The organism is Arenibacter sp. F20364, from assembly GCF_023015905.1.
Taxonomy (GTDB): Bacteria; Bacteroidota; Bacteroidia; order Flavobacteriales; family Flavobacteriaceae; genus Arenibacter.
In genome coordinates this window covers 34,680-60,782 of sequence record NZ_JALKBD010000025.1, presented here as the reverse complement: position 1 = coordinate 60,782, position 26,103 = coordinate 34,680, and the positions used below count along the sequence as shown (strand labels likewise).

General features: G+C 39.9%; 29 protein-coding genes. 14 read left to right on the top strand and 15 right to left on the bottom strand.

The window, feature by feature from the left end; all coding sequences use genetic code 11:
- Positions 1-43: 43 nt before the first annotated feature.
- Positions 44-1,438, bottom strand: a complete 1,395-nt coding sequence (locus MWU84_RS17860; RefSeq protein WP_246904257.1) for a trypsin-like peptidase domain-containing protein — start codon at positions 1,436-1,438, stop codon at positions 44-46.
- 126 nt (positions 1,439-1,564) lie between these two features.
- Between MWU84_RS17860 and dapF the strand changes: the two genes are divergently transcribed.
- The 4 genes from dapF (at position 1,565) to MWU84_RS17840 (ending at position 4,688) form a co-directional block, all read left to right on the top strand.
- Positions 1,565-2,347: a diaminopimelate epimerase gene (gene dapF / locus MWU84_RS17855; RefSeq protein WP_246904255.1), complete on the top strand. Its 783-nt coding sequence runs from the start codon at positions 1,565-1,567 to the stop codon at positions 2,345-2,347.
- Positions 2,334-2,858 (top strand): GNAT family protein, encoded by a 525-nt coding sequence (locus MWU84_RS17850; RefSeq protein ID WP_246904253.1) that lies wholly within the window; start codon positions 2,334-2,336, stop codon positions 2,856-2,858. Before dapF ends, MWU84_RS17850 begins: the two co-directional genes overlap by 14 nt.
- Positions 2,858-3,901 carry an endolytic transglycosylase MltG gene (gene mltG, locus MWU84_RS17845; protein ID WP_246904251.1) on the top strand — a complete coding sequence of 348 codons (1,044 nt, stop codon included), beginning with the start codon at positions 2,858-2,860 and terminating at the stop codon, positions 3,899-3,901. The genes MWU84_RS17850 and mltG overlap by 1 nt, the downstream gene beginning before the upstream one ends.
- A gap of 157 nt (positions 3,902-4,058) precedes the next feature.
- Positions 4,059-4,688 carry a hypothetical protein gene (locus tag MWU84_RS17840; protein WP_246904249.1) on the top strand — a complete coding sequence of 210 codons (630 nt, stop codon included), beginning with the start codon at positions 4,059-4,061 and terminating at the stop codon, positions 4,686-4,688.
- A gap of 52 nt (positions 4,689-4,740) precedes the next feature.
- On the opposite strand, the gene MWU84_RS17835 is transcribed toward MWU84_RS17840, so the two are convergent.
- Genes MWU84_RS17835 through dnaA form a run of 3 tightly spaced genes read right to left on the bottom strand, consistent with a single transcriptional unit; the run spans position 4,741 to position 7,369 of the window.
- Positions 4,741-5,463, bottom strand: a complete 723-nt coding sequence (locus MWU84_RS17835) for an SAM-dependent methyltransferase (protein WP_246904247.1) — start codon at positions 5,461-5,463, stop codon at positions 4,741-4,743.
- A 9-nt stretch (positions 5,464-5,472) separates the two neighbouring features.
- A complete protein-coding gene (locus tag MWU84_RS17830) occupies positions 5,473-5,931 on the bottom strand; it encodes a low molecular weight protein-tyrosine-phosphatase (RefSeq protein WP_246904245.1) in 459 nt (152 codons plus the stop codon).
- 13 nt (positions 5,932-5,944) lie between these two features.
- Positions 5,945-7,369 carry a chromosomal replication initiator protein DnaA gene (gene dnaA / locus MWU84_RS17825; RefSeq protein WP_246904243.1) on the bottom strand — a complete coding sequence of 475 codons (1,425 nt, stop codon included), beginning with the start codon at positions 7,367-7,369 and terminating at the stop codon, positions 5,945-5,947.
- Between the two features lie 198 nt (positions 7,370-7,567).
- Here dnaA and MWU84_RS17820 point away from each other — a divergent pair, with 198 nt between their 5' ends.
- Positions 7,568-7,966 carry a thioesterase family protein gene (locus tag MWU84_RS17820; protein ID WP_246904241.1) on the top strand — a complete coding sequence of 133 codons (399 nt, stop codon included), beginning with the start codon at positions 7,568-7,570 and terminating at the stop codon, positions 7,964-7,966.
- Here the strand turns inward: MWU84_RS17820 and MWU84_RS17815 are convergent.
- The 4 genes from MWU84_RS17815 to ribD are packed head-to-tail and all read right to left on the bottom strand — an operon-like array spanning position 7,955 to position 11,085.
- Positions 7,955-8,566 carry a YigZ family protein gene (locus tag MWU84_RS17815; protein WP_246904239.1) on the bottom strand — a complete coding sequence of 204 codons (612 nt, stop codon included), beginning with the start codon at positions 8,564-8,566 and terminating at the stop codon, positions 7,955-7,957. The genes MWU84_RS17820 and MWU84_RS17815 overlap by 12 nt on opposite strands.
- Positions 8,567-8,575: 9 nt before the next feature.
- Entirely contained in the window at positions 8,576-9,439 is an 864-nt protein-coding gene (locus MWU84_RS17810) for a DMT family transporter (RefSeq protein WP_246904238.1), read from the bottom strand.
- A 1-nt stretch (position 9,440) separates the two neighbouring features.
- Complete coding sequence (locus tag MWU84_RS17805; RefSeq protein WP_246904237.1) at positions 9,441-10,043, bottom strand: HAD-IA family hydrolase; 603 nt, start codon at positions 10,041-10,043, stop codon at positions 9,441-9,443.
- Positions 10,036-11,085 (bottom strand): bifunctional diaminohydroxyphosphoribosylaminopyrimidine deaminase/5-amino-6-(5-phosphoribosylamino)uracil reductase RibD, encoded by a 1,050-nt coding sequence (ribD, locus tag MWU84_RS17800; RefSeq protein WP_246904236.1) that lies wholly within the window; start codon positions 11,083-11,085, stop codon positions 10,036-10,038. Before ribD ends, MWU84_RS17805 begins: the two co-directional genes overlap by 8 nt.
- 42 nt (positions 11,086-11,127) lie before the next feature.
- Here ribD and MWU84_RS17795 point away from each other — a divergent pair, with 42 nt between their 5' ends.
- The 7 genes from MWU84_RS17795 (at position 11,128) to MWU84_RS17765 (ending at position 17,820) form a co-directional block, all read left to right on the top strand.
- Positions 11,128-11,613 carry a GNAT family N-acetyltransferase gene (locus MWU84_RS17795; protein ID WP_246904235.1) on the top strand — a complete coding sequence of 162 codons (486 nt, stop codon included), beginning with the start codon at positions 11,128-11,130 and terminating at the stop codon, positions 11,611-11,613.
- A gap of 68 nt (positions 11,614-11,681) precedes the next feature.
- A complete protein-coding gene (gene prmC, locus MWU84_RS17790; protein WP_246904234.1) occupies positions 11,682-12,545 on the top strand; it encodes a peptide chain release factor N(5)-glutamine methyltransferase in 864 nt (287 codons plus the stop codon).
- A 100-nt stretch (positions 12,546-12,645) separates the two neighbouring features.
- The gene (locus MWU84_RS17785; protein ID WP_246904233.1) at positions 12,646-13,227 is read left to right on the top strand and encodes a TIGR00730 family Rossman fold protein; all 582 of its coding nucleotides are present in this window, start codon (positions 12,646-12,648) and stop codon (positions 13,225-13,227) included.
- A complete protein-coding gene (gene ligA, locus MWU84_RS17780) occupies positions 13,228-15,222 on the top strand; it encodes an NAD-dependent DNA ligase LigA (protein WP_246904232.1) in 1,995 nt (664 codons plus the stop codon).
- A 93-nt stretch (positions 15,223-15,315) separates the two neighbouring features.
- Positions 15,316-16,650, top strand: coding sequence for an SLC13 family permease (locus MWU84_RS17775; protein ID WP_246904230.1), 1,335 nt, complete (start codon positions 15,316-15,318; stop codon positions 16,648-16,650).
- Positions 16,651-16,660: 10 nt separating this feature from the next.
- A complete protein-coding gene (locus MWU84_RS17770; RefSeq protein WP_246904228.1) occupies positions 16,661-17,494 on the top strand; it encodes a fumarylacetoacetate hydrolase family protein in 834 nt (277 codons plus the stop codon).
- Positions 17,495-17,517: 23 nt separating this feature from the next.
- Positions 17,518-17,820 carry a hypothetical protein gene (locus MWU84_RS17765; RefSeq protein WP_246904225.1) on the top strand — a complete coding sequence of 101 codons (303 nt, stop codon included), beginning with the start codon at positions 17,518-17,520 and terminating at the stop codon, positions 17,818-17,820.
- A 150-nt stretch (positions 17,821-17,970) separates the two neighbouring features.
- On the opposite strand, the gene MWU84_RS17760 is transcribed toward MWU84_RS17765, so the two are convergent.
- The 7 genes from MWU84_RS17760 to MWU84_RS17730 form a co-directional block, all read right to left on the bottom strand.
- Positions 17,971-18,747: an NIPSNAP family protein gene (locus MWU84_RS17760; protein WP_246904223.1), complete on the bottom strand. Its 777-nt coding sequence runs from the start codon at positions 18,745-18,747 to the stop codon at positions 17,971-17,973.
- A gap of 70 nt (positions 18,748-18,817) precedes the next feature.
- A complete protein-coding gene (locus tag MWU84_RS17755) occupies positions 18,818-19,267 on the bottom strand; it encodes a GNAT family N-acetyltransferase (RefSeq protein ID WP_246904222.1) in 450 nt (149 codons plus the stop codon).
- A gap of 47 nt (positions 19,268-19,314) precedes the next feature.
- Positions 19,315-21,624: an FdhF/YdeP family oxidoreductase gene (locus MWU84_RS17750; protein ID WP_246904221.1), complete on the bottom strand. Its 2,310-nt coding sequence runs from the start codon at positions 21,622-21,624 to the stop codon at positions 19,315-19,317.
- Entirely contained in the window at positions 21,624-21,998 is a 375-nt protein-coding gene (locus tag MWU84_RS17745) for a hypothetical protein (protein ID WP_246904220.1), read from the bottom strand. The genes MWU84_RS17750 and MWU84_RS17745 overlap by 1 nt, the downstream gene beginning before the upstream one ends.
- A gap of 67 nt (positions 21,999-22,065) precedes the next feature.
- Positions 22,066-22,899 carry a formate dehydrogenase accessory sulfurtransferase FdhD gene (gene fdhD, locus MWU84_RS17740; protein WP_246904219.1) on the bottom strand — a complete coding sequence of 278 codons (834 nt, stop codon included), beginning with the start codon at positions 22,897-22,899 and terminating at the stop codon, positions 22,066-22,068.
- A gap of 9 nt (positions 22,900-22,908) precedes the next feature.
- The gene (locus tag MWU84_RS17735) at positions 22,909-23,820 is read right to left on the bottom strand and encodes a metallophosphatase (RefSeq protein WP_246904218.1); all 912 of its coding nucleotides are present in this window, start codon (positions 23,818-23,820) and stop codon (positions 22,909-22,911) included.
- A gap of 2 nt (positions 23,821-23,822) precedes the next feature.
- Positions 23,823-24,536 (bottom strand): 5'-nucleotidase, encoded by a 714-nt coding sequence (locus MWU84_RS17730; protein ID WP_246904217.1) that lies wholly within the window; start codon positions 24,534-24,536, stop codon positions 23,823-23,825.
- 122 nt (positions 24,537-24,658) lie between these two features.
- Between MWU84_RS17730 and MWU84_RS17725 the strand changes: the two genes are divergently transcribed.
- Together MWU84_RS17725 and dapA are read left to right on the top strand one after the other, a co-directional pair.
- Positions 24,659-25,195, top strand: coding sequence for a hypothetical protein (locus tag MWU84_RS17725; protein ID WP_246904216.1), 537 nt, complete (start codon positions 24,659-24,661; stop codon positions 25,193-25,195).
- Positions 25,195-26,085, top strand: a complete 891-nt coding sequence (dapA, locus tag MWU84_RS17720) for a 4-hydroxy-tetrahydrodipicolinate synthase (protein WP_246904215.1) — start codon at positions 25,195-25,197, stop codon at positions 26,083-26,085. Before MWU84_RS17725 ends, dapA begins: the two co-directional genes overlap by 1 nt.
- Positions 26,086-26,103: the final 18 nt, after the last annotated feature.

The window sequence follows — 26,103 nt, the reverse complement described above, 5'->3', positions numbered from 1 at the left end:
AAGCGCTCCGATCGGAGCGCTTTTTTTTTATATACTTTAGGTTTTATTGAATTATAAGTCGTTCTTTCTCGCCTTTTTTATTCAACATGGTAATGCTTGCCCTATCATATCTAGAGATGGTACCAAACTTGTTTTTGGCATCCTGAATGTTGTTGATTTCCTCTTCCCCAAAGGAAAGCAAAACTTTTCCTTCAAATCCATAATTTCTATATGTTTCGGGCACACCTATTATTTTAACTCCTTTTTTTGTCCTGAAGGCCTTTTTCTCCTCTTCGGTCAAGTTTTTGACTTCAAAGCCCAAAACAGGAATAATAATGGTTTGCCTTTCCTTCAACATCACTGGGAATTCCATCCGTTCATTACCACGTAATACGGTAACCAAGAGCTCATCTCCAGGCCTTTTAGAAGAAATATAGCCAATTAGATCTGCAAATTTGTGAATCTCAACATTGTCTATATTCTTAATAATATCACCTTCTTTCAATTCTGCATCATAGGCACCGGAATCTTCCTCAACGCCGGCTATATAAACCCCATCAATTTCATTTATTCCATTTTCAACGGCGTAGGGACTGTTCATGGGTACGGTATTGATACCTAATATTCCCTTTTGAACGTTGCCGTATTCCATAATGTCCTCTACCACTTTTTTTGCAATATTGCTGGGAACTGCAAAGGAATACCCTACATAAGAACCTGTTTGTGAGGTAATCGCGGTGTTTATTCCGATAAGGTCACCATTGGTGTTTACTAAAGCTCCGCCACTGTTTCCAGGGTTTACGGCCGCATCGGTCTGAATAAATGATTGATCCAAACTAGCCAATGCCCTGGCCTTGGCACTAACGATCCCTGCTGTAACCGTGGACGTTAAATTAAATGGGTTCCCTACGGCCAAGACCCATTCTCCCACCTTTGTATTGTCCGAGTCCCCAAAAGCTAGATAAGGTAATTGCCTATCAACATCTATTTTGATTAGGGCAATATCGGAGTTAGGATCGGTACCGATCAGCTCGGCATCGTAGGTCTTATTATTGTTTAGAGTCACCTGCAGTTGATCGGCATTGGAAATTACGTGGTTGTTGGTCACTATATAACCGTCTTGAGAGATTATAACCCCGGAACCCGTACCCACTTGGGGAGTTTGGCTGCCACTATATCCGTAAAAGTACTCCATGATGCTGGAGGGGCTTTTGCTTACGGTAACATTTTTAACGTGTACCACTGCATTCACCGTATTCTGTGCTGCCATGGTGAAATCTACTTCGTTAATGCCAGCGCCCTTGGCGGAAGTAGGGGTGTAGCTAGAGGAAATCATCTTTGCCCCACTGTCTTCCTGTATTACTGCATAATTTGGTTTCTCAAAAAAAAGTTTGTAAGCACCTAAGGTAACAGCACCTGCAAAAACAGAGACCAATAATAAACTTCCAAATTTCTTCATAAAAACATTTTTTTAATTTGCTCTTGTAAAATTAACACAATTCCATAGCAATTATTTGGCTTTAACGAGTTTTTAACTGATAAAAAAACCTTAATAAAATTATATATTTGCGTCATAAATTACAATATGCTACTGAATTTTTATAAGTACCAAGGAACGGGCAATGACTTTGTCATGATAGATAATCGCAAGGGAGGTTTTCCAAAGGACAATGTTAAGTTGGTCTCTTTTTTATGCGATAGAAGATTTGGCATTGGTGCCGATGGACTCATTTTATTGGAAGATGATGAGGATACGGATTTTAAAATGGTCTATTATAATTCCGACGGTAGACAGGGCACTATGTGCGGTAATGGGGGTAGGTGCATTGTAGCCTTTGCCAATTATTTGGGGGTTGTAGACCAAAATACCTCATTTATGGCGGTAGACGGACTTCATAAAGCCACTACTGCTAATGGTATAGTTAGCTTGGAGATGCAGGATGTGAAAGAAATTAAGGAAAAAACCAATTCATTATTTCTCAATACAGGTTCTCCGCACCACGTACAGATGGTGGACGGACTTAAGGATTTTGATGTACGCAAGGAAGGTGCAAAGCTTCGTTATGGTTTGTACGGGGAACAAGGAAGCAATATTAACTTTGTAGATCAAGCCACTGAGGATACCTTTAATGTAAGGACCTATGAGCGGGGAGTGGAAGATGAGACCTTTTCCTGTGGTACTGGGGTAACTGCTGTTGCGTTGGCCATGTATCATTCGGGGAAGACCAAAAAGGATTCCGTAAAGATCATTACCCCTGGGGGCAATCTCCAGGTGAAATTCAAAAGCAATGCAAATGGCTTTGATCAAATATGGTTGACAGGTCCGGCACAGTTAGTTTTTAAAGGGGAGATAAATGTTGAGCCTTAAAGGAAAACAGATTTACCTGAGAGCCTTGGAGCCCCAAGATTTGGATTTCCTGTATGAATTGGAAAACAATCCTGAAATTTGGGAAATTAGTGGCACAACTGCACCTTATTCCAAACAGGTGCTACAACTTTACTTGGAAAATGCCCATAAAGATATTTACGAGGTAAAACAATTACGGATGGGTATTTGCAGTTTGGAAGGAGATCTATTAGGTTTAATTGACTTGTTTGATTTTGACCCCAAGAATTTAAGGGTAGGGATGGGGATAATCGTGGGTCAAACTAGTGATAGAAACAAAGGGGTTGGCACTGAAGCGGTGGAGATACTTACCAATTATGCCTTTCTAGCATTGGGCATGAGGCAGGTTTATGTAAATGTATTGGAGGAAAACGCTTCCAGTATTCATTTGTTTTCAAAACTGGGGTTTGAGAAAGTTGGAGTTAAAAAGGATTGGATTTACTCCAATGGAGTTTATAAAAATGAAATCTTGTTTCAAAAGATAAATAGCTAATGTATATAAAGAAAATTTTATTGGTTATCGTCATTGCCGGAATGTTGGTAGGTGGGGCTTTTGCCTATATGGTTTATCGGGCCTTCTTTGTGCCCAACACGCAATTTAACAATGAAGTTGCCTACGTGTATGTTCCTTCAAATTCAGACTTTCAAGAAGTGAAGGGAATTTTGGAACCACTTTTGAAGAATTGGAAGACTTTTGTGTCCGCAGCGGATAGAAAGGGCTATAGCGCCAATATAAAAGCGGGGAAATATGCCATAAAAAAGGGGATGAATAATAACGATATTGTCAATTCCCTGCGAAGTGGCAATATTCCCGTTAAAGTTGCTTTTAACAACCAGGAGAATTTCGCGGATCTGGCCGGTAGAATATCACTTCAGATAGAGGCGGATAGTACGGCTTTATTGAGTGTATTCAGGGAGCAAGAATTTTTAAGGGCCAACGGGTTTAACGACAAAACGGCACTTTCCATGTATATTCCCAACAGTTACGAGTTTTTCTGGAATACTTCGGCCGAGGGCTTTAGGGAAAGGATGTTAAAGGAGTACAAAAGGTTTTGGAACGAAGAACGCATTGCCAAATCCAAATCTTTGGGGCTTAACTCCTCGGAGGTAACCACCTTGGCATCCATAGTACATAAAGAAACGGCAAAAGTAGATGAAAGGCCAAGAGTGGCGGGTGTATACCTAAACCGACTGGCTAAGGGAATGCTGCTGCAGGCAGATCCTACGGTAATTTATGCCATTAAACGACATACAGGTAATTTTGATACCATTATAAAAAGGGTGTTGTATAAAGACCTGGAATTGGATTCGCCCTATAACACCTATAAATATGCAGGTTTGCCACCAGGACCAATTGCTATGCCCGATATTTCGGCCATAGATGCTGTTTTGAATTCCGAAAAACATGATTATTATTACTTCGTGGCCAATGTGGAAAACTTTGGTTATCACAAGTTTGCAAAGACTTTGGCGCAGCATAACCGTAATAAAGAGCAGTATGTCCGATGGATCAATAGTCAAAAGATAAACCGTTGAACCGATTACCCTACTTTAAGTGTCATTTGCCCAATATTTCTTACATTTTGTACAAAGTTGAGTTAAAATAGGTCTGTTTTTAAAAAACGGGCATATCTTTGTCATGTGAAATTTAAGCAAACCCTTTTTTGGTTGTAAGTCTTAAGAAAACCAAAATATGAGAAAGTGGACAAGTTACTTGTTCCCCGTTATCATGATTTTTATTCTTATAAGTTATGGGTTTAAGCCAGTTAAAATGGTAATTCCCGAGGCTTTTAGAGTAAACGGACCTACAGAAGTTTTGTTTCCCAAACACAGAACTGTTTTGAAATCGACTATGGCTGCGCCACCCTTTTTAGGAACTTCCTACAACGGGTTTAAAGAGGCTTTGGCCTTTAAGGAATCTCAAGGAAATTATTTTATCACCAATGCATTAGGTTATCTAGGAAAGTACCAATTTGGTATTGGTACCCTGGAGTTACTAGGGGTTTATAACGCAACCTTATTTCTTAACGATCCAATTTTACAGGAAAGGGTATTTCATACCAATCTTTCTAGAAATAAATGGATTCTTAGAAGGGATATTAAACGCTTTGTTGGGGTGGTTATTAATGGTCAGGAGATAACGGAATCGGGTATACTGGCGGCTGCACATTTAGCCGGAGCAGGGAATGTAAAAAAGTATTTAAGGTCGTATGGTAAATTAAATGTAGATGATGACTTTGGGTCGTCCGTATCCTACTATATTAGCAAATTCTCCGGATACGATATTTCCCATGTAACCCCTAAGAGAAATCCAAGAATATAAAGATTTTGTAATTATGAAAATGGAAAGGCCCTAACATATTGTTAGGGTTTTTTTATGCGTGGATTATAAAAATAGTTGGCCTCTTATGGAGGTCAACAGAAATTTTATGCCAGTCCATCACTTTTTTGGTAGCAATAAACTCCGTAGGCAATGTAATGTCGCAAGCAACGCAAACCAAGGTTTGGGGAGAAAGTGTTTTTATAAGTTCGGCCAACAGTTTATCGTTTCTATAGGGGGTTTCTATAAAAATCTGTGACTGGTCATGATCTCGGGAAAGTTTTTCAAATCTCTTGATACTTTTTTTTCTTTCCCCGGCTTCTATGGGCAAATAGCCGTTAAAGGCAAAACTTTGACCGTTTAATCCACTGGCCATTAATGCCAAAAGAATGGAGGAAGGGCCAACCAAGGGTACTACCTGTATCCCTTTTTGGTGGGCAATGCCAACAATATCGGCACCGGGATCCGCAATTCCTGGGCAACCAGCTTCCGATAGAATACCTACGTTGTAACCTTCAAAACAAGGATCCAAAAAGGTGGGAAGAATCTCTGGTTCTGTAAATTTGTTAAGTACATTGATATGTAAACTTGGTTGCGACTTTTTGGAACTTATCTTTTTTATAAAGTGTCTAGCCGTTTTTTCATTTTCTACGATGTAGTGATCAATTTGTTCAATGGTCCTTTTGATAGATATTGGTAAAACTTCCAAGGGTTCATTATCGCCCAAGGTGGTTGGGATTAAATACAATTTTCCAATGTTGCCCTTTGTTTGGTCCATAGGGTTAGATTATTTATGAATTATATCCTGCACAATAAGGTTGCATGCCGAATCAATTAAATGAAAAATTTCTTCAAATCCATCTTCTCCACCATAATATGGGTCTGGAACTTCTTGGTTGGCCAAATCTGCTCTATAAAGTAATAAATTGACTTTTGCTATCTCGCTTTTATTTTCGGCCAAGGCAATTATGTTTTCGTAATTACTTCTGTCCATAGCATAAATTAGGTCGAATTCGTCAAAATCCCTGGCCGTGAACTGTCGGCAACGCTGCTGGCTAATGTCGATACCATATTTTTTCGCAATGGATATAGAGCGACTGTCCGGTTTTTTGCCAATATGATAACTGGCGGTACCCGCGGAGTCCACATGGATCATTTCCTGGTCCAATTTACTCTTTAGAATACCTTCGGCTAGGGGTGATCTACAAATATTTCCCAAACAGACCATAAGGATTTTGGTTCTCATGGTAATAGTGGTATTAGGAAAACTTCTTAGTTAAGTCGTCTATGTATTTTCGGAACTGCTTGTCGGTCTCGGCAAGGTTGTCTACGGTCTTACAGGCGTGTAGCACTGTAGCGTGGTCTCTTTTTCCGATTTGTGACCCAATACTTGCCAAGGAGGCTTTGGTGAATTTTTTGGCAAAGAACATTGCCAATTGTCTTGCTTGTACTATATGCCTTTTTCTTGTTTTGGATTGAAGGGTGGCCACATCCATTTCAAAATAGTCAGAAACTACTTTTTGGATATAATCAATGGACACTTCCCTTTTGGTATTTTTTACGAATTTCTCCACTACCAATTGAGCCAATTCTAAAGTGACTTCTTTTTTGTTAAAGGAAGATTGGGCTATCAAGGAAATTATGGCTCCTTCCAATTCCCTAATATTGGTTTTTATGTGTTTGGCTACATAATCTATTATATCTTCGGGCATTTCCACACCATCCCGATATAATTTGTTTTTTAAGATCGATATCCTTGTTTCGTAATCGGGTGTTTGAAGCTCCGCAGATAATCCCCATTTGAAACGGGACAACAAACGTTGTTCAATGTCCTGCATGTCTACCGGGGCTTTGTCCGATGTTAAAATGACCTGCTTGCCATTTTGGTGCAAATGATTGAAAATATGGAAGAAAACATCCTGTGTTCCGGATTTTCCTGATAAAAATTGTACGTCATCAATGATGAGCACATCTATCAGCTGGTAGAAATGAATAAAATCGTTTCTGGTGTTTTTCTTTACAGATTCAATATATTGTTGGGTAAATTTTTCCGCAGAGATATATAGTACTGTTCTTTCTGGGTATTTATCCTTGATTTCCACACCTATAGCATGGGCCAAATGTGTTTTCCCTAAACCTACACCTCCAAAAACCAATAAAGGATTAAAGGAAGTCCCGCCAGGCTTGTTGGCAACCGCCATACCAGCCGATCTTGCCAGTCTGTTGGAATCACCTTCCAAGAAATTGTCGAAATTGTAACTTGGATTTAATTGGGATTCAATTTTTATGTTTCTAATACCAGGAATTACAAATGGATTCTTTAATTCCGGATTTTTGGATTTAATGGCCACGTCCAATTCCTGTGGTTCCACATGGGATCTATTGGAGCTCGGTATTTTTTCTGTAAAAGGTTCCCGATTGCCATAGGTGTTTTCCATTTTTATGATATACACCAATTTAGCTGTTTCACCCAATTCTTTGGTAAGGGCTACTTTTAATAATTTAACATAGTGCTCTTCCAGCCATTCATAAAAAAATTTACTGGGAACTTGAATGCTCAAGGCATTATCGGCGAGCTTAATTGGTTTGATAGGTTCGAACCAAGTTTTGAATGCCTGCGGTTGGATATTGTCTTTTATAAAGTCCAAACAATGGTTCCATACGGACGTTGCAGTAACACTCATTTTTAAAATTTTCTTTTTTTGGTTAGTGTAAATTAAGGATGATATTCGGCCAGGTTCATTGGGACTATCAAGTGGGCAAATATGTGAACAAATATTCTAAAAAAAAAATCCAAAGTGGTTGAATTTTCTCTTTTTTTTTCTCATGTTGTACCACAAAATTTTATCACTTTTAAATATAAAGGTTTTACACGGAATAACATGGATTTTAATGAATTTTCTTTTAGGGTTAGGTATGGTGAAACGGATCAAATGGGTGTGGTTTATCACGGAAATTACCCGCAATATCTGGAGATGGGACGCGTGGAGTGGCTAAGGTCTATGGGTATTTCCTACAAAAAAATGGAGGAAAACGGAATAATGTTGCCGGTAATTTCTTTAAATATATTATATCGGAAATCGGCCGTATACGATGATCTTTTAACGGTAAGGACTTGTATTAAGAAACGGCCAATGGTAAGAATAGAATTTGACTATGAGATTCGGAATGAGGCCAATGAATTGTTGATAGAAGCCAATACCGTCCTGGCGTTTATCGATATGAAAACCAATAAGCCTATTAAGTGTCCAGATTATATTCTTGATAACCTAGACGTCTAGTTTTTTTATTTTCACGGGGTACATTGCTGCAAAAATATTTTCGGTATTAAGGGCATTGTTTTTCCTAACGGCAATTTCAATGGCGCAGTCCATTTCCATTTTTTGGGAGATGATTTCCATTTCGTGTTGCTTAATGGTTCGCATAACCTTATCCATTTCTGAATAATCAAAAAATAGCAGATAATGTTGCTGCAAAGTTTTTTCTATTATATCCGCGGATTCCAGAGCCATCTGGGCAGCTGTTCTATAGGCAGATATCAATCCACCCACCCCTAGTTTAGTGCCGCCAAAGATACGGGCCACTGCCACCAGTACATTGGTTACTCCAAAGGACTGTATTTGGCCGTAAATTGGCATTCCGGCAGAATTATTGGGCTCACCATCGTCATTGGCCCGGTAGTTCATATCCCCAAACCCCAACTGCCAGGCATAACAAACGTGGTTGGCGGTATGGTGTTGTTTTCTTAGTTCCTCAATAATGGGCTTTACTTCCTCCTCATGCTGTATGGGGAAGGCGTATCCAAAGAACTTGCTTTTCCGTTCTTTGAACAAAATTTCCTCCGAAGGTTTGTTTAAGGTTTTGTAGACGTCCGATTCCATATGGATTTATTAAAAAAAAGCTACTAGAAAGATGCTAATGATGGCAAGTGTAATCCCCATCCAGTTCTTGATGCTGATACGTTCCTTGAACAGAACAACTCCCAGAAGCGTAGAAAACATTACGATAGCAACATTATTTATGGTAAAAACAGATGCACTGTTAAGGCCCTCATGTTGAAGGGCGCGTAAAAGGTAAAATATAGAAAAATAATTTAGGATCCCTAGGGTAATTCCCCCCATTACAGTTGTTATATTGGGCGTCAACTGTTTTTTTAAGGATTTGATTGTAATAAAAATAATGCCCGTAAAGGCGGCGGAACCGAATACCACTGCCGAGAATAAGGGGAACTCTTCTTTAGGGACAAGGGTTTCCTCCAAATACTTAATGCTGGTATCTATTATCCCGGAACCAATAAAAACTAGGGCAGGCAGAATAATAATATTCCTCTTTAGCGGGATATCCTTTTCCTTTACCGAAGCAAAGTAAACAGCAGCCAAAGCCAACAGAATACCGACGGATTTTATGGCTCCTAGTTTTTCATTATATACCAGTAGACCAAATATGACGGGTATAACCAAAGACATTTTTGTAGCCACTGAAGCTACGGACACACCACTTTTTTGTGAGGTGGCCGCCATAAGGTTAAATACGAGTATAAACAATATGCCCAAAACCAAAGTTCCTAGGAACCATGGTTTCCCGGGAATTTCCAACAGCGCAATTTTTTTTTCGTAAAGAATTATTCCTACCGAACAGGCTACTAAATAGTTGACTATAATGGCGTAAAGGGTTTGAATCTTATAAGTGTCAAACAATTTAAAAACTACAAAAATTAAGCTGGAAAACAGTATACTCAATCCAAGATCCAACATGCTATAACCTATCCTTTAAATGAACCACATCTTCCTTGCCTACCAAAAGGTTCCAAGTTTTTATCCCCAGTTTATTGGCGGCATCCGTATTTTCCTTGGTGTCATCAATAAAAAGTGTATGCTCTGGATTTAAATTATTTTGTTCCAGAACAAACTGAAATACTTCATGGGTGGGTTTCCTTAAATGAATTTCGTGTGACAAATAAAACTGCTCAAAAGCGTTTTTGAACCTCCCATAATTTTCTGTCCCCATTACCTTGGTTACGTGGGGTATATGTAAGGCATTGGTGTTGCTTAAAAGGAAAAGCCTAAATCTATTCTCCCCAGCCAAGTTTTCCAAAAAGTTGAGGCGATATTCTGGAAAATCCAATAACATAGAATTCCAAATATCGATGATTGACTGTGGCTTTAGGTGTGGAAAATCAGGTTGTAGTCTTTCCACAAATTCCTGAGGGCTGATTTTACCAACTTCAAATTCCTCATTGATAATATGGTATTTAGGTAAAAATTCTTGAATGCCATTATCTTGAAGTGCTCTAAAAACTACCTGTTTGTCCAAGTTGATGAAGATGTCCCCAAAATCGAATATGATGTTTTTAATCATGTCTTAAGAGTGTTAGTGTGTCTGATTCTATTTGCGTTTCACTTTGAAGAATACCTTGTATCCTAGGAGATTCCAAGCCCTCCCCAAATCGACTCTTTCCCTTAAAGATTCTAGCCTCGTCCCATAATTCGGAGTCTATAAAACTTTGTAGTGTTTTTGCGCCTCCTTCAATGATAACACTAATTATTTCATGCTTATGTAGGATGGTACAAATTTGGGTTGCCAAATTATTTTCAAAATCGACAACCTCATATAAAATTTCCTGCTGTGGATTTTTAGGACGTTGGGCGGTTATAATGATGGTTTTTACGCTTCCATCCAAAACATGATGTTTATTGCCTATTTTCAACTCCCTGTCCAAAACAATTCTAATAGGATTCCTTCCCTTCCAATGACGAACGTTTAACTTGGGATTATCGACCAATACTGTGTTGGTGCCTACCAAAATGGCCTGTTCCTGACTGCGCCATTGGTGTACCAATTGTTGGGAGTAAGGATTGCTGATCCAGTAAGGTTCTGGATTGTTACTTCTCTTGTCTTGTTTGGGAGCTATGAAGCCATCGGCCGTTTCTGCCCATTTCAAAATAATATAGGGTCTTTTTTTGGTATGGGAGGTCAAAAACCGTTTATGGTGTTCCGTGCATTCTTTTTTCAGGACACCCACAGTGACATTGCAACCTACAGCTTTTAATTTTTCAATGCCCTTACCGGCCACTTTTTCATGTGGATCCAAAAGGCCTATAACAATATTCGGAATTTGATGCTTAACGATCAGGTCTGCACATGGAGGCGTTTTTCCATAATGGGAACATGGTTCCAAGGTAACATATAGGGTAGCTTTTTTTAAAAGCGCCATGTCCTTTACGGAATTTATGGCATTTACCTCGGCATGGGAGCCACCATAGGCACTGGTGTAGCCCTCTCCTATAATTTTACCTTCATGCACAATAACACTGCCCACCATGGGGTTGGGGAAGGTGGTTCCCAGTCCATTTTTGGCGAGCTGTATACATCTTGAAATATATTTTTCGTGTATCTTCACTTCGTAAAAATAGAACAATATAAGTAGATTATTGGTAATCACATGTCAGTCACTATTATAAGGGAAATTCAACCTAAAGACAATGAGAATGTTGCCGGGCTAATAAGAAAAGTTTTGGAGGACCTTGGTGTTCCTAAAGTGGGTACCGCCTATGCCGATAAAGCCTTGGATCAAATGTTTGAAAATTATGATGTACCAAAGGCCGACTATTTTGTGGCCGAGGAAAACGGTAGGATTATTGGATGTGCCGGAATTGCCCAGTTGGAGAATTGCGATGGCAACATCTGTGAATTGCAGAAGATGTATTTTCTGGAAGAGGCCAGGGGAAGGGGATTGGGAATTAAAATGATCAATAGATGCTTGGATAGAGCTAGCGAATATGGCTATGAACACTGTTATTTGGAAACCATGCCCTATATGGAAGACGCCCAGAAATTGTATCTAAAGTCCGGGTTTCACTATATCAGTGAGCCAATGGGTAATACCGGTCATTATTCATGTCCGGTTTGGATGCTTAAAAGTTTATAGACCCAATTACAGTCATTTAAAATCCTATTTAGGTACATGATGATTACGATGTTTGCCAAAAATTGAGAATGTTATTAAAAGAAATTAAAAATATTTACCATTTAGAGCTGGATCCCCTTTTCCCAAAAGAAGAGGTGGATAGTTTTTTTTATTTGGTAATAGATCATTATTTGGGTTTAGAGAGATTTGTTTTGGCCATGCAGCCTAATCTTGTAGTGTCCAAAGATGATGAGGATCCCTTGTTTTATGCTTTGAGCCAATTAAAACAAGAACAACCTATTCAGCATATTTTAGGGAAGGCCCATTTTTGTGAACTGGAGTTTTATGTAGATGAAAATGTTCTGATACCACGGCCAGAAACCGAGGAATTGGTTTATTGGATATTGGATGAGGTTCAAAAACGGGATTCTTCTGATGAAGTGAAAATATTGGATATTGGTACAGGAAGTGGATGTATTGCCGTTTCCTTGGCCAAAAACCTTCCGTATACAAAAGTATATGCCTTGGACGTTTCAAAAAAAGCAATTCAGATAGCAGAGCGGAACGCTGAGGAAAATGAAGTGGATATAAGCTTTATAGAAGCTGATATTTTACTTATGGAAAGTTTCAAAGGTAAATTTGATATTATAGTATCCAACCCTCCCTATGTCAGGGAATTGGAAAAATTGGAAATGAAAAATAATGTAGTGGGACACGAACCGGGATTGGCTCTTTTTGTTTCCGATCAAGATCCTTTGGTGTTCTATAAAAAAATTACACATTTCGCCTTGGGTCATCTAGAGAAAAATGGAGTCTTGTTTTTTGAGATTAATCAATATCTTGGAAAGGAAACGAAACAACTATTGGAAGAGGAGAATTTTTTGGAAATTGAACTCAGAAAAGATATGTTTGGAAATGATAGAATGTTAAAAGGGCAGCTTGATTCCAACTGAATAAGTTGAAATAGTAGACTTGGCCATGGTCCCTTAAGGCCCAGAGAATAAAAAAAAGACATAGATCACCAATATTTTCCTAAGTGGAAAGTTCGATAAAATGGAAAGCATAGTTGTATTTTGTGGAAGCAGTGTGGGCAATGACCCTGAAATAGCGAATTGCGCCTATGAGTTAGGGGGCATTTTTGCAAAAGAGGATATAACCTTGGTCTATGGTGCCGCGAAAATAGGTGTTATGGGTAGATTGGCCCAGGGAGCCCTGGACCATAAAGGCGAGGTTATAGGAGTTATCCCCGATTTTTTAAAATTAAAGGAAGTATTTCATACTGGACTTTCCAAACTTATTATTACCGAAAATATGCATCAACGGAAATTGAAGATGCATGAACTCTCCGACGGAATCATTACACTTCCAGGAGGGTATGGTACTTTAGAAGAGTTGTTCGAGATGACTACCTGGGCCCAACTTGGGCTGCATCAAAAACCAATTGGTCTTTTAAATATCAATGGGTTTTATGATGAATTGCTCGCCATGTTGCGTACCATGGTGAATAAAGGATTTTTAAAGCAGGAATATTACGATATATTGTTGGTAGATAATTCTATTGACGGACTTTTGGATAAAATGAAAAATTACCAACCCTTGCCATTGCCAATATGGATTAAAAAGGATCAACTATAAATGGAAATCAAACAAAAAATAGAAAACCTAAGAACAGAGCTTCGGGAGCATAATTATAATTATTATGTATTGGACAATGCAACTATTTCTGACTTTGAGTTTGACATGAAACTAAAGGAGTTACAGGCTCTTGAGGCAAAACATCCAGAATTTTATGATGCCAGTTCCCCAACCTTAAGGGTGGGAGGAACAATTACCAAAAGTTTTGAAACTGTGGTCCACGAGCATCGCATGTATTCCTTGGACAATTCATACTCGAAAGAAGACTTGGAAGATTGGGAGAAACGCATTCAAAGAATATTGGGCGATGCCCCGGTTGAATTTACCTGTGAACTCAAATATGATGGTGCCTCCATTAGTTTGACCTACGAAAATGGCCAGTTGGTAAAAGGGGTGACCCGTGGTGATGGATTTCAGGGAGATGATGTAACCAGTAATATAAAGACCATTAGATCGGTGCCCTTACAGTTAAAAGGGGGTTATCCCCCTAAGTTTGATATTCGCGGGGAGATTGTTTTGCCTTTTGAAGGCTTTGCCAAAATGAACCAAGAAAGGATAGAGAATGGAGAGGATCCCTATATGAATCCAAGAAACACGGCCTCTGGCAGTTTAAAATTGCAGGACAGTGCCCTGGTCGCCGAACGACCATTGGATTGTCTGTTGTACAGTATTGTTGGGGTAAATTTAAAATTGGAATCCCAATCACAAATGTTGGAGAAAGCTAGGGATTGGGGATTCAAGGTTCCAAAAGCGGCCAAATTATGTAAAACCACGGAGGAGGTGCTGGAGTTTATAGATCACTGGGACAAACATAGGCACGAATTGCCCTATGAGACGGACGGGGTGGTCATTAAAGTGAATAGTATTCAACACCAGGAGGAATTGGGGTACACTTCCAAGTCTCCACGCTGGGCCATGGCCTACAAATTCAAGGCGGAGCAGGTCTCTACCGTGTTAAATGAAATTACTTACCAAGTTGGGCGTACCGGGGCCATAACCCCCGTTGCCAATTTGGAGCCGGTACTTTTGGCGGGTACTACTGTAAAAAGGGCATCCTTGCACAATGCCGACCAAATAGAAAAGCTCGATATTAGGGAAGGTGATACCGTCTTTGTTGAAAAAGGAGGGGAAATAATCCCGAAAATAGTGGGGGTAGATTTTACCAAAAGACCGATAAGTTCCCAGCCTACCCAATATATAGATCATTGTCCGGAGTGCAATACCCCCTTGGAACGTACCGAGGGAGATGCCAAGCATTATTGCCCCAACGAGTACGGATGTCCTCCCCAGATTACCGGCCGTATACAACATTATATTTCGCGCAAGGCGATGGACATCGAGGGGCTCGGAGGGGAAACCGTTGAACTTCTCTTTAAGGAGGGGCTTATTGAGAATTACGCGGACCTTTATTTGCTTACCAAAGAGCAATTGATACCCTTGGAACGAATGGCTGAAAAGTCGGCCGAAAATCTGGTGAAAGGCGTTGCCGAATCGGTAAAAATACCGTTCGAAAGGGTGCTTTTTGCCTTAGGAATCAGGTTTGTTGGGGAAACTGTGGCCAAGAAACTGGCCAAGGCCTATAAAAATATAGATTCCCTTATGATGGCTACGGTAGAGGAATTAATGACGGTGGATGAAATTGGCCAACGAATTGCAGAAAGTGTGGTGTCATTTTTTAGTAATTGGATCAATATGGAAATTATTTCCAGACTAAAGGGTTACGGAGTGCAGTTTGAAGTGTCTGCCGATAAACTGGAGAATCAGACCGATCTTTTAAAGGGGCAAACTTTTGTTGTTTCAGGTGTTTTTGAAACTTTGAGTAGGGATGAACTTAAAAAATTGATCGAGGATAACGGAGGAAAGGTAGGCTCTAGTATTTCTTCAAAAACTTCTTATCTTGTGGCAGGGGATAAGATGGGGCCTAGCAAAAGGACTAAGGCCGAAGGTCTGGGAGTTCCTATTATTTCAGAGACAGATTTCATGAATATGCTATAATTGTCAAGTCCACGGGAATAGGAAATGAATAGAGTTGGAAGCAAAAAAATAAAGGTTTATGAGGGTAAAGGATATTTGTTCTAAATTGTAATTATGTATACCATACTACTACTTCTGCTATGCATTGTATTTATAATTGTGGCCTCGACCCGTTTTAAGCTTCACCCATTTTTGGCGTTGCTTGCCGCCAGTTTGTTATTCGGTATTTTTTCGGGACTCCCATTGGATGAGCTTATTAAAACCATTAATGATGGCTTTGGAAGCACCATTGGGGGCATTGGCATTATCATTATAGCAGGATTAATTATAGGGACTTTTCTGGAAAAATCGGGCGGGGCCTATACCTTGGCCAACCTTGTCCTAAAGATTATTGGTCCCAAGCGCGTTCATATGGCGATGGGTTTTATTGGTTATTTTGTATCCATACCGGTATTTGCCGATAGCGGTTTTATTATCGTCTCCCCATTGAATAGGGCACTTACAAAAAAGGCAAAATTGTCCTTGGCAGGAACTGCAGTGGCATTGTCACTAGGTTTAATGGCTTCCCACACCATGGTACCCCCAACTCCCGGACCCATTGCTGCTGCGGGAATCTTAGGTGCCGATTTGGGTCAGGTTATCCTCTTCGGACTAATGACCAGTATTCCGGCCCTGTTGGTCTGTATAATGTTTGCCAAAAAAATAGGTTCCAAAATTTTTATCGATCCAGCACCCAAAGTCACTGAGGAGCAGATTAATGCACAGTTGGAAAATGCTCCCTCCGTTTTTAAATCTTTTATTCCAATAGTGGTTCCTATCATCCTTATTGTTTTGAGGTCGTTCGCCGAGTACCCGACACTACCATTTGGGGACGGAAATTTTAAGTTCGTAATTGGGTTCGTTGGTAACCCTGTGGTGGCCTTGTTGATCGGGATGGTATTGTCTTTTACCTTGCCCAAGAAATTGGATAAGGAAATGTTGGGCACCTCTGGTTGGATAGGGGAGGCGCTGACTTCAGCAGCTATTATTATATTAATAACCGGGGCCGGTGGTGCTTTTGGAAAAGTTTTACAGACATCGGACATAAGTTCTTTATTGGAATCGAATGTTGCCACTGGAAACTTGGGAATATGGCTGCCCTTCCTTATTGCGGCCGGCATTAAGACTGCTCAAGGCTCCTCTACAGTGGCCATTATTACAACAGCCTCCATTATTGCCCCTTTGATGCCCGCCATGGGTTTTGATACTGAAACTTCAAAGGCTTTGGCAGTAATTGCAATTGGTGCTGGTGCTTCCGTGGTTTCCCATGCCAATGATAGCTTTTTTTGGGTAGTAACCCAATTAAGTGATATGAAGGTAAATCAGGGATATAGGACACATAGTTTGGGAACTGCCATTTTGGGGTTTTCTGCGATGATCGTTTTAACCATAATTAGTTTGTTAATATAATATAAAAAAGATGAAAGTTTTTAAGACCAACCAAGGTGCTTTAATTGAGAATGACAATAAATTATATCTGACCGATAAAGATTGGGATACGTTTATTGCCGATGATGATGTTTACGACAATACCCTAAGCCTAATTTCCCAACTTGAGCCTATTCAAAATAGTGAAGCACTATTGAATGGCAGTATATTGCCACCTGTGGGGCGCCAGGAAATTTGGGCATCCGGAGTAACTTACTATAAGAGTAGGGAGGCCCGTATTGAAGAATCCAAGGATGCTGGTGGGGGGGATTTTTATGACCGTGTCTACAATGCGGAAAGGCCAGAATTGTTTTTTAAAAGTACCGCTAGTCGTGCCGTGGGGCATAAGCAGAATGTTAGGATCAGAAAGGATTCCAAATGGAATGTCCCAGAACCGGAATTGACCTTAGTGGTAACCCCTAATGCCAAAATAATAGGCTATACTATAGGCAATGATATGAGTTCTAGGGATATAGAAGGCGAAAATCCATTGTATCTTCCGCAGGCCAAAAGTTATGATGGCGCAGCAGCGATCGGTCCTTGTATTTGGCTATCCAAAGAACCTATTTCTTTGGAAGCCAAAATAAAAATTGAAATTCTTCGTAAAGGTAATACGGTTTTCGAAGGGGAGACCGAAGTGGGGCAAATGAAGAGAAAGCTTACGGACCTTGTTCACTATCTTTATCGTGAAATGTCCTTTCCTTATGGGAGTCTTTTAATGACCGGGACAGGAGTGGTACCTCCCGATTCATTTACTTTGGATCACGGAGATGTGGTCAACATTACCATAGATGCAATAGGAACCTTGTCCAATACGGTGGCGTAGACCATCAAATTAAATTTTTTAAGATGTCCATTCCAAAAAGTTTTAAGGAGTTTGAACAATCCCTTTCCCTGCAAGCCCCGCCGCCTGACTGGAACGAAACCATACAGGCCATGTGGTTTGATGCCAAGGGGGATTGGGAGTCATCCCATAACATTGCGCAGGACATGCACGACACCAATGGCAGCTGGATCCATGCCTATCTGCACCGAAAAGAAGGAGATAAGTTCAATGCCGGATATTGGTACAGAATGGCCGGAAAAAATTTTCCTGTTATAAGTTTGGAAGAAGAACAACAGCAATTGGTGGAGTATTTTTTAGCCCAATAGCAGTAATGTTGCTTGTTTGCGTCAAAGCCTGATTGGAATAATACAAAAAAGCGGTCATGATAAATTTTCATGACCGCTTTTTTTTGTGCAATTAATGTTCATTGTTCCGAGGGGCATTTGCCAAAAAGGGAAAAAGACCCTGGCTTACGATCAATAATCGGAATATTCCGTTGGGTAAAAGAAACGGGTAACGTTTTTGGAAACGTTGTTTTGGTAATTGGGATCCGATTTTAGTTTGTTCCAGACTGGCGAGTCGGAAAAGGATTTCCAATGGGCATCCCTACTGGCTTGATTTTCAAATGTCGTCATGTACATAAGGTTTGGCATTGTGGCCCCGGACAATACCTCGCCATAGAATACGGCATTAAAGCCCAAATTGTCAAAAAGGGTCACTTCCCCTCCTTTGTTGAACATATCTACTTTGTTGATATACTTGGCCTCTGTTGCAGATTCATAACTTCTTAATTCGTATATACGGTCTTTTCGAGGCCCAGTTAAGGGAGACGCCTTCATCTTCGGCATATCCACAAAAGCCTTTAGAATAATTGATTCCTTCCGGCTATAAGGAGGGTTTTTAAAAGGGGCATCCAAAAAGCCCTTTGCTGCCGCCATATATACCTTATCCTTTTGTAGTTTGGAATTTAAGGTTTCCAGGTCGGCTATAGCCTTCATTGGGATCAGCACCTTAATACTTCGTGGATTTAAAGAGTCGATTGTCCTGGGCTTAAAGACACCAACATTCTTAATATTTAATCTTTTTAAGGCAGGCAATAAGGCTTCACTTAGGTATTTGTCCGTTTTTTGTTCTTGTTCTTCGCTATCCAAAAGGTAGGTTTTAAGTTGGTAATATTCACGTTGGCTGGCTTGGCCCCAAGTATTTAAAGTGAATAAAACTAGAAGAAACGGGAGATATACTTTTTTAAACATTATATAAGGATTAGAATAAATAGAAAATTTGTTTTATATGATCGGTAAGGTAATGTTTTTGAAAATAAAGTCATAGTTTTTTTAAAAAACAAACACTATTGGCAATTGCTTTGTATTGTCCGTAGTTGGGGATAGACAAATAACCGTTCTTTTTATAGAGTGCTATGGCTTCTGGCTGCCTGAGTCCCGTTTCCAGTATACAGGAACTGTAATTCTGTTCCAAGGCCCACTTTTCAAGCTCCTTTAAAATCTTTGATGCAATTCCTTTTCCGCGTTCATTTGGTGCAACATACATTCTTTTTACTTCCATAGTAGTGGCATTATATGTCTTAATGGCACCACAACCTATGGGTGTATTGTCCAAATAGGCCAATATAACATGGGGTAGATTTTCTATACCATTGAATTGGGCATAGAAGTCGTGGTCATCTCCATCCCTGATTTTTAAATCAGCATCCAGTAATTGAACCAGCTTGATAAAATCCGAATTCTCTGAATTGCTTCTTTTTATGGTCACCATATCAATTTGATTTAATGCAACTGTTGATCCCAGTGCCAGATTTCTTTTTAGGGTTCACTTTTTTTGATTTTTATAACGACCGATTTGGAAGTGGGAGTATTGCTCTGATCCGCGGTGCTGTTTAAGGGAACCAAAACATTGGCTTCCGGAAAGTAAGTGGCGCAACATTTTTCCGGGATATCGTAAGTTAAAGCAATGAAATTTGGGGCAAGCCTTTCTTTGTCATCGTGATAATTATAAAGGTCTACCAAATCCCTTTCCATAAGTTGATGATTTTCCATATCCCTGGCATTCATCAATATGACCCTTCGTTCATTAAAAATACCTCTATAACGATCATTAAGGCCGTAAATAGTGGTGTTAAATTGATCATGGCTTCTTATGGTCATCATTAATAGTTCATCCTGCTCTAAAACAACAGCGTCACTCTTGGAAATACTGAAATTGGCCTTTCCACTTGCGGTATTGTAAGAGTTGTCCCTTGCCCCGTTGGGTAAATAAAAGCCGGAAGGCTGTCGCACCTTTTGGTTAAAGTTTTCAAATCCGGGAACACATTCTTCAATACTGTCCCTAATGTGATCGTAATGTTGCAGATATTTTTTCCAATCTACTTTGGAGTTTTTCAATGTGGCCATAGCCATTTGGCAAACTATAGTTGGTTCGCTTAGCATTAGGGAGGATATGGGTTTTAGGCTTCCTTTGGAGCTATGCACAACGCCCATGGAATTTTCAACACTTACAAATTGCAATTCCCCATTAATAAAATCTTTATCCGTTCTTCCCAAACAAGGTAGGATCAGCGCCTCCTTGCCATGGATGAGATGACTTCGGTTAAGTTTGGTGGATACCTGAACGGTCAGGTCGCATTTTTGTAGCGCTTCGGCCGTAAACATCGTATCCGGTGTTGCGGATAGGAAATTACCGCCCATGGCAAAAAATACTCTCGCCTTGCCGGCATGCATGGCTTTAATGCTTTCTACCGTATCAAAGCCATGTTTTCGCGGTGGACTGAAACGAAATACCCTCTCCAGGCGTTCCAAAAATGCTTGGGAAGGCTTTTCGTAAATTCCCATGGTTCGGTCCCCCTGCACATTACTGTGACCACGGACAGGGCAGGTACCGGCCCCAGATTTTCCTATGCTTCCCTTTAATAATAATAGGTTAACGACCTCTTTTATGGTATTCACCGAATTTTTGTGCTGGGTAAGACCCATGGCCCAACAAGTAATAATTTTATTTTTGTCGCATAGTATCTTGGCTACGCCCTGTAGCGTTTGAAGCGGAATTCCACATTCTGCTATTAATTTATTTAGATCAAGTGATCTAATGTGGGACAAGTAGTCTATAAACCCTTTGGTTTTATCACGGATAAAATCTAAATCAAAAACAGCCCCAGGATGTTTGTCCTCCTCAAGCAGCATTAGTTTTACCAAGGCCTGAAGGAGGGCCATGTCGCCGTTTATTTTTACTTGAAGGTATAAGTCCGTTAATTTAGACCTTATTCCCAATGCCCCTTTTATTTCTTGGGGATTGTTGAAATTCAATAGTCCGGTTTCAATGATCGGATTTATTGAGATTATAGTAGCTCCATTTTCTTTTGCCTTTTTAAGGGCGCTCAGCATTCTTGGGTGATTGGTGCCCGGATTTTGGCCTAAGATCAGAATGACCTCTGTCTCATAAAAATCTTCCAGTTTTACGGATCCCTTGCCTATGCCCAAGGTATCCGTAAGGGCAACGCCACTGCTTTCATGGCACATATTGCTACAGTCGGGCATATTATTGGTGCCGTACTCCCTAACAAAAAGTTGGTAAAGAAAAGCGGCCTCGTTACTTGTTCTTCCCGAGGTGTAGAATATAGCGTCATCGGGACTTTTTAATCCGTTTAGATGTTCTGCTATTTTAGAGAAAGCTCCTTCCCACGATATTTCCTTATAATGGTCGGAGCCTTCGGGCAAGTACATGGGCTGTGCCAACCTACCTTTTTTTCCTATTTCATAATCTGAAAGCATGGAAAGTTTGGAAACACTGTTCTCTTGGAAAAAGGCAGTGTCCAGTTTTTTGGTCGTTGCTTCTTCGGCAATGGCTTTGGCGCCATTTTCGCAATATTCGGCTATTGAGCTTCGATCATCATCTGGATCTGGCCAAGCACAGCCAGGACAATCAATTCCACCTTTTTGGTTAAGGTTGGCAAGTGCTTTTAAACCTCTTCCCAAACCCATTTCACTTAATACGTGTTTTGCAGAGGAAATAACCGCAGGCATACCTGCAGCTACCTTTTTAGGTTCAGAGGTTTTAAGACCGGTCAATTTTTCCGGTCCCGTAGGACTAGGGTTTACTTTTTTAGGGTTGTTGGCCATTATTTTTGGGTTATTGCGGCAGGGTTGGGGTAATTATCCGATTGGTCCTCAATGCGGTCATCCAAACAAACAAAATCTTTTTCCAATAATAAGTTTAGCTCCTGACCGTCGTTTAAGACCATCTTGTTTTCATAGCCTACCCGTTCACTGTCTGGCCATTTTACACTTTCTTCCTTTGGTAAAAATAGGGTGATGGTGTCTCCATTAAACTCTGCTTGCAGCTTGGTAATGTTCTCCTTGGCAGCTACCGCATAGGTAAATTTTTTTCCATTAAATGCGGTCTGTTCCTTATGGTAACCGTCTTTCTTCAATATAGCAACTTCTGACCGTGTAAGTCTATAACGAACGGAGTTTCCTTGTATCCTAATTTTCATTGCAACTAAATTTAAACCTTATTCTATAAAGTTAGGTATTAGACTATCAGTCTCAAAGCTTAGGTTCCTAAATTTTAATCCGATTGGAGCCAGTGTAGATATTATATCGGGTTTTGTTAAGAAAGCCTATCAGGGTTATATCATGTTCCAAGGCCATTTCCACGGCCAAACTGGATGGGGCTCCCACGGCCATAATGAAGTGAATCCCTGCCATGGCCGCTTTTTGTACAAGTTCAAAACTTGCACGACCACTTAGAAACAATAGATGTTGGTCCAAGGGCAATAGATCTTCAGTAAGTACTTGGCCAATTATCTTGTCCAAAGCGTTGTGCCTTCCAACATCCTCGCGCATTGCAATTAGTTCTCCTTGAATATTAAATAGTGCCGCTGCGTGTATTCCTCCAGTATTGTTGAAAATATTCTGCTCCTGCTGAAGTATGCTAGGAAAAGATTTAATGAGATTTTTTTCGATCTGAAAAATCGGAGAGGAAAGAGGTATGCGACACACTGTTTTTATGGCTTCAATACTGGCTTTGCCACAAACACCACAACTACTACTAGTATAGACATGTCTTTCCAGTTTACTAAGATCTAGGTTTTCCGAATCGTTTAATTGTACATTCACACTATTTTCATCCAGGATAACCCTTTTAATTTGATGGGAAGCCATAATAATGCCCTCGGTAAACAGAAATCCAATGGCAAGGTCCCGGTCATGTCCCGGGGTTCTCATAGTAATGGAGATATCTTTGTTGTTGATGGGGGAACCCACTTTTAAAACGCCAATGCTAATTTGTAAAGGCTCCTCAACGGCTATATCATCCGTATGTTCCACAAAATCATCTCCCAGAATCTTAATTATTTTTTTTGAAACTATAGGTTTTCCTTTTTCCTGAATCATAATATGTGGTTATACCTTTATAGACACTCCCTCGGAAGTGTTTTGTTTGCCATCATCAAAATAATAGTCGATTCGGCCTAAATTAATACCGAAACAGCCTACCTGGTTTACTAATATTTCATGGTTTTTTCTATTGTTTACAATGGTGGGCCTATCCAAAAATGTATGTGTATGGCCGCCAATAATCAAATCGATGTGCTCTGTGCTGGCCGCTAATTTTAGGTCGTCGGGTTTTTGAAGGTTTTGATATTGGTATCCCAAATGGGATAGACAAATTACCAAATCACATTTTTGTTCCCCTTTTAAAGTGCGGCTTATGTCTTGGGCAATTTCTATGGGATCGAGGTAAACGGTTTCTTGGTACAATTTTTTGGTGACCAGTCCGGCAAGCTCTATCCCCAATCCAAAGACCCCAATCTTTATTTCGTCTACAGTATAAATTTTATAGGGCTGCACATGACCCTCCATGAGGGTATTTGTAAAGTCATAATTGGCAGATAAAAAATCGAAGGAAGCATAAGGCAGTTGGGCATAAAGGCCGTTTAGGCCGTTGTCAAAATCGTGATTGCCAATGGTAGCGGCATCGTATTTTAACATGCTCATTAATTTGAATTCCAATTCGCCCCCATAAAAATTAAAGTAGGGTGTTCCCTGAAAAATGTCGCCAGCATCAAACAATAGTGTATTAGGGTTTTCTTTTCTTATTTGATCTACCAAAGTTGCCCTTCTGGCCAAGCCGCCTAGGTTGGGATATATAGAATGGTTGCTTGGAAAGGGGTCAATATGGCTGTGCACATCGTTCGTGTGCAAAATAGTAATGTGCTTTTTCGCAGAATTTTGACAAGAATTCATAGATAGTCCTCCCATGCCAATAAAAGCGGTGGAAGCTGCTGTTCCAGAAATAAATTTTCTACGTTCCATAATTATTTGATTTGCATAAATCGGTCATCCGTAGCTGCAGTTAGGGTATCTATTTTCTTAAAATAATCTACTAAGGTATTTCTAATCAGATAATCGGAATCGGTCAAGGAAATATATTCTTTTAAAAAGTCCATTTTATCACCACCGGTTACCAAATAATCTGAAGTGGCAACATAATACGTCTTGTTTTCGTCAAATGGTATTCCTTGTATGTTTACCGCTTGCAAACTTTTATTTTTATCCACGATTATTTGTATCCCAGCAATAGGATGTGCAACGCTTGACTTTATTAGGAATGATACCATTGCTCTGATAGCTTTACCGTCCAGTTCGACAATGACCACCGAGTTTTCAAAGGGCATAACCTCATAGGCTGTGCGCTCGGTAATGTTGCCTTTAGAAATGACGGATCTAATACTGCCAAAGTTAAGAAGTACAAAGTCTATTTTCTTGCCGGTTCTGGCACTAAACACCGGGTTTACTTCCTGCATTACGATGTCGGCCATTAAATTGCCTGCAGGAGTGTTAAGGGTGCCATCTGTTTTAGATATGGCCATCGGGGCGTAGGCCAAAACACTATCCAATATCTGGTTGATCCTCCTGCGATAGGGAGCAATGACGTTTTCTATTGAATCTTTTGGATTGGAAGTGTAATTAATCTGAATCCTCTGTCCCTCAATGCCTCTCAATTTGGGAATGGATTCCTTGCACCCCATCAAGCATACAATTGTTGCAATTATAACAAAATGTTTGTTTTTTAAAATCATATACTTCTTACCTTCGTATAAATGTTGAGGTGATATTATTTACATTTACATTCTTGAAAATGTAAAAATACATGTTTTTAAAAGCGCTTAAGGAAAAAATTAAATTTAGGGCCGGTAAAAAGTTTTTACAGCAGGGGTTGAATGCTCCGTCAGAAGCTGTGAACAGGGATAAAGGCATAAGTTCTGTGGGTTGTATTGTGGATTTGGACGAGTTTGAAAATGCAAATGCTTTTTATGAGTTTGTGGATGAATTTTCGTTACGGCCCAATTCTGTGAAAATAATTGGATACAAGAAATTTTACGACAAAAATTCTCCATATTCCACACCAGTTTTTTCCGACAAGGATTTGGGATGGAAGGCGAACATAGAAAACAGTTATGCCCTTGAGTTTTTAAATAGGGAATATGATCTTTTGGTTAATTATTATACGGATGAAAAATTATTATTGCAATTAATGACTTTAAAGACCAAGGCCAGATTAAAGGTTGGTTTTGGAAATGTGGATAAAAATTTAAATGATTTGATATTGAATACTCCCATCAAGGATTTCCAAACGTTCAAAAAGGAGTTGAGGAAATACTTAAGGGTTTTAAATGAGATTAAATAATGGAACAGTTAGTTGGTACGGGTGTTGCCCTGGTGACTCCTTTTAAGGAGGATTTTTCTATAGATACGATAGCTTTGGCAAAAATCGTAAACTATTGTGTAAATGGTGGAATAGATTATTTGGTTGTTTTAGGGACCACAGGGGAGTCCGTGGTATTGTCCAAAAAAGAAAAACAACTGGTTATAGACACCATTGTAGATGCCAATGCAGGAAGGCTTCCATTGGTTTTGGGAATAGGCGGCAATAACACTGCAGCCGTGGTGGAAGAACTTCAAGAAACCAATTTAGAGGATTTTGTAGCTGTTTTATCGGTTTCCCCTTATTACAATAGGCCTACCCAGGAGGGTATATATCAACATTTTAAAGCCGTTTCCCTAGCTTCGTCCAAGCCCATCATTTTATACAATGTACCCGGTAGGACTGGTAGCAATATGCTGCCCGAAACGGTTTTGAGACTGGCCAATGACTTTAACAATATTGTGGGCATTAAGGAGGCTTGCGGTGATATGGTCCAAATAATGCGTACCATAAAGGACAAACCTGCAGATTTCATGGTAATTTCCGGAGATGATTTTACGGCGCTTTCTACGGTATTGGCCGGTGGCTCTGGGGTAATATCTGTTTTGGGCCAGGGACTGCCTTCAGAATTTTCCCAAATGATACGTTTCGGATTGGCCGGTAAGGTCAAGGAAGCCTTTGCCTTACATTATGCTCTTCAGGACGGTATGGATTTAATTTTTAAAGAAGGCAATCCTGCAGGGATCAAGGCCTTGTTTGAAGCTGTAGGCCTTGGAACCGCAGTTGTTAGGTTGCCATTGGTAGAAGCCACCGCAACCCTGAAAAAGACCATTAAAAGTTTTTTGAATACCTTGCTAAAGACGGCTGTATAGTAAAATACAACCATCTCA

Coding starts and splice junctions, on each gene's coding strand:
- MWU84_RS17745 (WP_246904220.1), bottom strand. CDS start 21,998: ATGAAAATTAGGATACAAGGAAACTCCGTTCGTTATAGACTTACACGG.
- fdhD (WP_246904219.1), bottom strand. CDS start 22,899: ATGATTCAGGAAAAAGGAAAACCTATAGTTTCAAAAAAAATAATTAAG.
- prmC (WP_246904234.1), top strand. CDS start 11,682: ATGTTATTAAAAGAAATTAAAAATATTTACCATTTAGAGCTGGATCCC.
- dapA (WP_246904215.1), top strand. CDS start 25,195: ATGGAACAGTTAGTTGGTACGGGTGTTGCCCTGGTGACTCCTTTTAAG.
- MWU84_RS17840 (WP_246904249.1), top strand. CDS start 4,059: ATGAGAAAGTGGACAAGTTACTTGTTCCCCGTTATCATGATTTTTATT.
- MWU84_RS17765 (WP_246904225.1), top strand. CDS start 17,518: ATGTCCATTCCAAAAAGTTTTAAGGAGTTTGAACAATCCCTTTCCCTG.
- MWU84_RS17735 (WP_246904218.1), bottom strand. CDS start 23,820: ATGGAACGTAGAAAATTTATTTCTGGAACAGCAGCTTCCACCGCTTTT.
- MWU84_RS17785 (WP_246904233.1), top strand. CDS start 12,646: ATGGAAAGCATAGTTGTATTTTGTGGAAGCAGTGTGGGCAATGACCCT.
- MWU84_RS17805 (WP_246904237.1), bottom strand. CDS start 10,043: ATGATTAAAAACATCATATTCGATTTTGGGGACATCTTCATCAACTTG.
- MWU84_RS17795 (WP_246904235.1), top strand. CDS start 11,128: ATGTCAGTCACTATTATAAGGGAAATTCAACCTAAAGACAATGAGAAT.
- MWU84_RS17755 (WP_246904222.1), bottom strand. CDS start 19,267: ATGGTGACCATAAAAAGAAGCAATTCAGAGAATTCGGATTTTATCAAG.
- ligA (WP_246904232.1), top strand. CDS start 13,228: ATGGAAATCAAACAAAAAATAGAAAACCTAAGAACAGAGCTTCGGGAG.
- MWU84_RS17770 (WP_246904228.1), top strand. CDS start 16,661: ATGAAAGTTTTTAAGACCAACCAAGGTGCTTTAATTGAGAATGACAAT.
- MWU84_RS17725 (WP_246904216.1), top strand. CDS start 24,659: ATGTTTTTAAAAGCGCTTAAGGAAAAAATTAAATTTAGGGCCGGTAAA.
- MWU84_RS17730 (WP_246904217.1), bottom strand. CDS start 24,536: ATGGGGTGCAAGGAATCCATTCCCAAATTGAGAGGCATTGAGGGACAG.
- MWU84_RS17830 (WP_246904245.1), bottom strand. CDS start 5,931: ATGAGAACCAAAATCCTTATGGTCTGTTTGGGAAATATTTGTAGATCA.
- MWU84_RS17820 (WP_246904241.1), top strand. CDS start 7,568: ATGGATTTTAATGAATTTTCTTTTAGGGTTAGGTATGGTGAAACGGAT.
- dnaA (WP_246904243.1), bottom strand. CDS start 7,369: ATGAGTGTTACTGCAACGTCCGTATGGAACCATTGTTTGGACTTTATA.
- MWU84_RS17850 (WP_246904253.1), top strand. CDS start 2,334: ATGTTGAGCCTTAAAGGAAAACAGATTTACCTGAGAGCCTTGGAGCCC.
- MWU84_RS17815 (WP_246904239.1), bottom strand. CDS start 8,566: ATGGAATCGGACGTCTACAAAACCTTAAACAAACCTTCGGAGGAAATT.
- MWU84_RS17835 (WP_246904247.1), bottom strand. CDS start 5,463: ATGGACCAAACAAAGGGCAACATTGGAAAATTGTATTTAATCCCAACC.
- MWU84_RS17760 (WP_246904223.1), bottom strand. CDS start 18,747: ATGTTTAAAAAAGTATATCTCCCGTTTCTTCTAGTTTTATTCACTTTA.
- mltG (WP_246904251.1), top strand. CDS start 2,858: ATGTATATAAAGAAAATTTTATTGGTTATCGTCATTGCCGGAATGTTG.
- MWU84_RS17860 (WP_246904257.1), bottom strand. CDS start 1,438: ATGAAGAAATTTGGAAGTTTATTATTGGTCTCTGTTTTTGCAGGTGCT.
- dapF (WP_246904255.1), top strand. CDS start 1,565: ATGCTACTGAATTTTTATAAGTACCAAGGAACGGGCAATGACTTTGTC.
- MWU84_RS17810 (WP_246904238.1), bottom strand. CDS start 9,439: ATGTTGGATCTTGGATTGAGTATACTGTTTTCCAGCTTAATTTTTGTA.
- MWU84_RS17750 (WP_246904221.1), bottom strand. CDS start 21,624: ATGGCCAACAACCCTAAAAAAGTAAACCCTAGTCCTACGGGACCGGAA.
- MWU84_RS17775 (WP_246904230.1), top strand. CDS start 15,316: ATGTATACCATACTACTACTTCTGCTATGCATTGTATTTATAATTGTG.